A 4,516-nucleotide genomic window follows, 5' to 3' on the forward strand; every position below is an offset into this window, starting at 1 on the left:
CGCGGCCTGGGTGCGACGGCCCGCCCCACTGCAGGGGGCGGCACCGGCGGCGACATGCAGGTTCTCGCGGCGTCGCTGAGCTTGCGGCCAGCCATTGGGCGGCGCGGAGCCCGAAGACGGTGGGCAGCGCGGGCTGGGTCAGCGACCGGGCGACGGCGAGCGTCTCCCGGTGGGCGTCCGCCGTCCGGCTCAGCACCTCCCCGGTGCGAAGCAGATCCGTCACGACCTGGTCGATCACCCGACGCACCACCAGCATCAGGGCGGTGTCCAGCACGTCCTGGCTGGTGGCTCCGCGGTGCAGCGCGGCATCCGTGGCTCCGCGCTCGGCCAGCAGCCGGCGCACCTCGGCGAGCAGTGGGATCACCGGGTTGCCGCCGCCGGTGGCGGCCTCGGCCAGCACCGCCGGGTCCGGATGGGCTGCCATGTCCCGGCTCAGTTCCCGCAGTGCGTCCGCGCTCTGCGCCGGAGCGAGTTCCGCCTCGGCCAGCACCTCGCCCCAGGTCGCCTCCACCTCCAGCAGCGCGGCGACGACGGCGGCGTCGGAGGTCATCGACGCCGCGGCGGTCCCGGCCCAGGCTGGGTTCAGCAGGCCGTGCTGCCCGGTCGCGGGCCCAGCAGAGTGTTGGTGCAGGGGAGATGTCATGGACACCATCGTGTCAGTCCACCGGGCCGGTGACCTGTGGGGTGTTCGGGTAGCTCAGGAAGACCGTCTCGTCCTGGCCTTGGAACCGGATGTCGAAACGCAGGCCGCCGTCGTCGTCGCGGGCGGCGATCAGCGTGTGGCGTCGGTCCTCCGGCACGGAGGCCAGCAGGGGGTCGGCGGCCAGGGCGTCGGTGTGCTCCGGCAGGTACGCGCGGGTGAAGAGTCGGTCCATCAGTCCGCGGGCGAAGACCGTGACCAGGATGAACGGTGCCGCACCGGCCGCCGTCGGGCCCGGCTCCACAGTGGTGAAGCTGTAGTGGCCCACTGCGTCCACGGCGGCCCGGCCCCACCCGGTGAAGGTGTGGCCGTCACGGTGCAGGGAGCCCGGCTCGGCAGGGATGCGGCCCTCGCCGTCGGGCTGCCAGATCTCGATCAGCGCGTCCGGGACGGGGGCGCCCTCGCCGTCGTAGACGGTGCCGTGCAGCCGCACCGCCTGCGGGTGGGAGCGGTCCACCAGATCCGGCCCGCCCTCATAGGGCAGCGCGAAGCCGAAGAAGGGGCCCACCGTCTGGGCGGGGATGGGGGTCAGGTCGCCGGGGGTGCGGGCCATGATCAGTGCTCCTCCTGCTCGGACCAGGTGCGGTTGCTGCCGGACAGCACGATGTCCCAGCGGTAGCCGGTGTTCCATTCGTGCTGGGACACCGAGTGGTCGTACTCGGCCACCAGGCGGTCGCGCGCCTTGGGGTCCGTGATGGACTGGTAGATGGGGTCCAGGTCGAAGATCGGGTCCCCGGGGAAGTACATCTGCGTGACGATCCGCTGGGTGAAGTCGGTGCCGAACATCGAGAAGTGCAGATGCGCCGAGCGCCAGGCGTTGTGGTGGTTCTTCCACGGGTAGGGCGCCGGCTTGATGGTGGTGAACGTGTATTCCCCGTTCGGGCCCGTCAGTGCGCGGCCGACGCCGGTGAAGTTGGGGTCCAGCGGGGCGGGGTGCTGGTCCCGCTTGTGCATGTACCGGCCGGCGGCGTTGGCCTGCCACATCTCGATCAGCTGATTCGCCACGGGGCGGCCGTCGCCGTCGAGCACCCGCCCGGTGACGACGATGCGCTCTCCGATGGGCTCACCGTGGTGCTGGATGGTCAGGTCCGCCTCCAGCGGGGAGACGTCCTGGTGGCCGAAGGCCGGGCTGTGGAGCTCGATCTCCTCGGGGTCGGCGTGGTGCAGCGACTTGGTGGGGTGGCGCAGCAGCGAGCTGCGGTAGGGCGGGAAGTTCAGCCGGGCGCTGGTCTCCTCCCCGTCGGTGGCCTTGCGCGATTCGTAGTCGCGGTGGATCTGGGCGATCTCGGCGTCGATCTCCTCCTGGGAGGCCGCCGCCGCATCCGGATCGGTGGGCTTCTCCGCCATGGATCCGCTCCTTCGCAGGTGAGACCGGGCGCTCCCTCAGGATGCCGGTGGGGACGGGTGCGTCCTCAGTCTGCGGGGCTCTGAAGGGGTCGCACCACGGGTGTCTCATTCAATGGCACAGTCGGCTGGGGCATGGCCCGGCTGATGCCGCGGGCGGCGGTCTGCAGCGCCATGAGGAACTGTGGGATCTCGGGGGAATCCCGCGGTACGACGACGGTCAGCGCGGCCAGTGCGCGTCCGCGAGGGTCCAGCACCGGCACGGAGAGCCCTGCGGTCTCGGTGTTGATGACGCCCACCAGCAGGGCGTGGCTCCGCCGACGGGCCTCGGCGAGTTCCCGGCGCAGCTCCGGCCGGGCCGCCTCCGCGCGGTCCCCGTGCTCGGCCCACCAGCGCTCGGCGGTGCGCTGAGGTGCGAAGGCCAGCAGCACATGTCCCATGGAGGTCAGATGCGCCGGCATGGTGGTCGCCACCTCCGCCGGGTTGGCGACGGCGCCGTGCCGGGAGAGCCGCTCCACGATCAGTGCGCCGTCGTCGGCGAGCACCGAGAGCTGGGTGGTCTGCCGGACCACCGCATTGACGTCCTGCATGTACGGCAGCGCTGCGCTGCGCAGCTCCCGGTGGATGGGGGCGTGCTGGGCGATCTCCCACACTCGGCGCCCGACGACGATCTCGCCACCATCGGTCAGCGCCAGCAGGCCGCGTGTGCGCAGCTCCCGGATGAGCCGGTATCCGGTGGTCCGGGGCAGGCGTGCGGCGGCGACGAGGTCGCCAGGGGTCTGGGCCGGCTGCTCTTCCAGGGCGGCGAACAGCCGCATCACGCGGTCCAGGACGGCGTCGCCGCTGGGGGAGTTGGCCATGGGACCAGGGTATCGGCCATGCCGTGGGCGAGTCCTGTTCAATGGGATTCTCCTGGTGTCTCGCCCCTGCCGTCGCCACACTGATCGTGTCCCAGAACACATCAGCAGGACCAGATCAGCAGGGAGAACCAGTGAGCGCACACACCAGCCGAGTCGACGTCGGCATCGTGGGCGGCGGGCCGGCCGGCCTGATGACGGCGTTGCTGCTCACGCGCCGCGGGATCAGCGTCGCCGTCGTCGAACGCCGCAGCCAGGAGACCATCCGGGCCACTCAGCGGGCGGGCATCCTCGAGGCGCCGACGGTGGACATGCTGGTCGACGCCGAGATCGGCTCCCGGGTGCTCACTGAGGGGCACGAGCACGAGGGCACGGTGCTCAGCTTCGACGGGGTCCAGCACCGCATCGACTTCCAGGCCCTGGTGGGCCGCTCGGTGTGGCTCTACCCGCAGAACGAAGTCTTCCATGATCTGGCGACCGCCTGGCAGGCCGAGGGCGGCGAGATCCACTGGGAGGTGGACGACGCCGCCGTCGAAGGGCTCGAGGGCGACGCCCCGGCGATCACCTTCACGGATGCCGCCGGCGAGGCGCGGCGGATCGAGGCGGAGCTGATCGTCGGCGCCGACGGGTCCCGGTCCATGTGCCGGAAGCTCATCCCTGATGACGTCCGCACCGACTACCGCACCACCTACCCCTTCGCCTGGTTCGGGATCCTCTGCGAGGCCCCGCCTACTGCCCCGGAGCTGATCTATGCGAACTCCGAGGTCGGCTTCGCGCTGATCTCCCAGCGCAACGAGGACATCACCCGCATGTACTTCCAGTGCGATCCGGACACCGACCCCGAGGACTGGAGCGACGACGCCATCTTCGACCACATCCAGCGGGTGCTCGGCGGCGAGGACGTGGTGGCGCTGAAACGCGGGCGGATCATCGACAAGACGGTGCTGCCTTTCCGCTCCTACGTCTGCGACCCGCTGACCCACGGGCGGCTCGTCCTGGCCGGCGACGCCGGGCACACCGTGCCGCCCACCGGTGCCAAGGGGCTCAACCTCGCCTTCTCCGACGTCCGCGCCCTGGTGCCGCGCATCGAGGAGTTCCTCACCGGCCTGAGGCAGGGCGTCGAGGGCGCGGCCGACGTCGACCCGGAGACTGTCACCGAACCCCTGCGCCGCTATTCGAAGACCGCATTGGACCGGGTGTGGAAGGCCCAGAACTTCTCCTGGTGGGCCACCAACCTGCTGCACCGCCGGCCCGGGGAGGATCCCTTCGCCCACCAGCGACGCCGCGGTGAGTTCGACGCCATCACCGGATCAGTCCACGGGCAGGCCTACTTCGCGGACTCGTACACCGGCTGGGCCGACGCCTGACGACCTGAGAACCTGACGACCTGACCACCTGAGAACCCACCACGGGACAGACCACCGGGCAGACCACCACGAGAGAGAGGCATCGATGACGCTGCTGGACTCCACCACCTGGACGGGAAAGATCCACTCCACGCGCTGGACGGAGGGTTCCGACGGCACGATCACCGTCCGGGAGCCCGCCACCGGCGAGACCCTCGGGGCCCGTGGGCGCGCCTCCCGGGAGGACGTGCTCGCCGCCTCCCGCGCGG

The 4,516-nt window shown here is 71.1% G+C and carries 5 protein-coding genes; 1 reads left to right on the forward strand and 4 read right to left on the reverse strand.

Features of this window, described 5'->3' with window-relative positions; translation table 11 throughout:
* From BCY76_RS16955 to BCY76_RS16970, 4 genes are all read right to left on the reverse strand, one after another.
* Positions 1-643, reverse strand: a 643-nt coding sequence (locus tag BCY76_RS16955) for a lyase family protein (RefSeq protein ID WP_272896875.1), incomplete at its 3' end; no start/stop codon positions are given.
* Positions 644-656: 13 nt separating this feature from the next.
* Entirely contained in the window at positions 657-1,253 is a 597-nt protein-coding gene (gene pcaG / locus BCY76_RS16960) for a protocatechuate 3,4-dioxygenase subunit alpha (protein WP_070159053.1), read from the reverse strand.
* Positions 1,254-1,255: 2 nt separating this feature from the next.
* On the reverse strand, positions 1,256-2,047 hold the full coding sequence (gene pcaH / locus BCY76_RS16965) for a protocatechuate 3,4-dioxygenase subunit beta (protein ID WP_070159054.1): 792 nt from the start codon (positions 2,045-2,047) through the stop codon (positions 1,256-1,258).
* Positions 2,048-2,112: 65 nt separating this feature from the next.
* On the reverse strand, positions 2,113-2,904 hold the full coding sequence (locus BCY76_RS16970; RefSeq protein WP_070159055.1) for an IclR family transcriptional regulator: 792 nt from the start codon (positions 2,902-2,904) through the stop codon (positions 2,113-2,115).
* 131 nt (positions 2,905-3,035) lie between these two features.
* Here BCY76_RS16970 and BCY76_RS16975 point away from each other — a divergent pair, with 131 nt between their 5' ends.
* Positions 3,036-4,268, forward strand: a complete 1,233-nt coding sequence (locus tag BCY76_RS16975) for a 4-hydroxybenzoate 3-monooxygenase (protein WP_070159056.1) — start codon at positions 3,036-3,038, stop codon at positions 4,266-4,268.
* Positions 4,269-4,516: the final 248 nt, after the last annotated feature.

Source organism: Nesterenkonia sp. PF2B19 (assembly GCF_001758425.2).
Lineage (GTDB): Bacteria > Actinomycetota > Actinomycetes > Actinomycetales > Micrococcaceae > Nesterenkonia > Nesterenkonia aethiopica.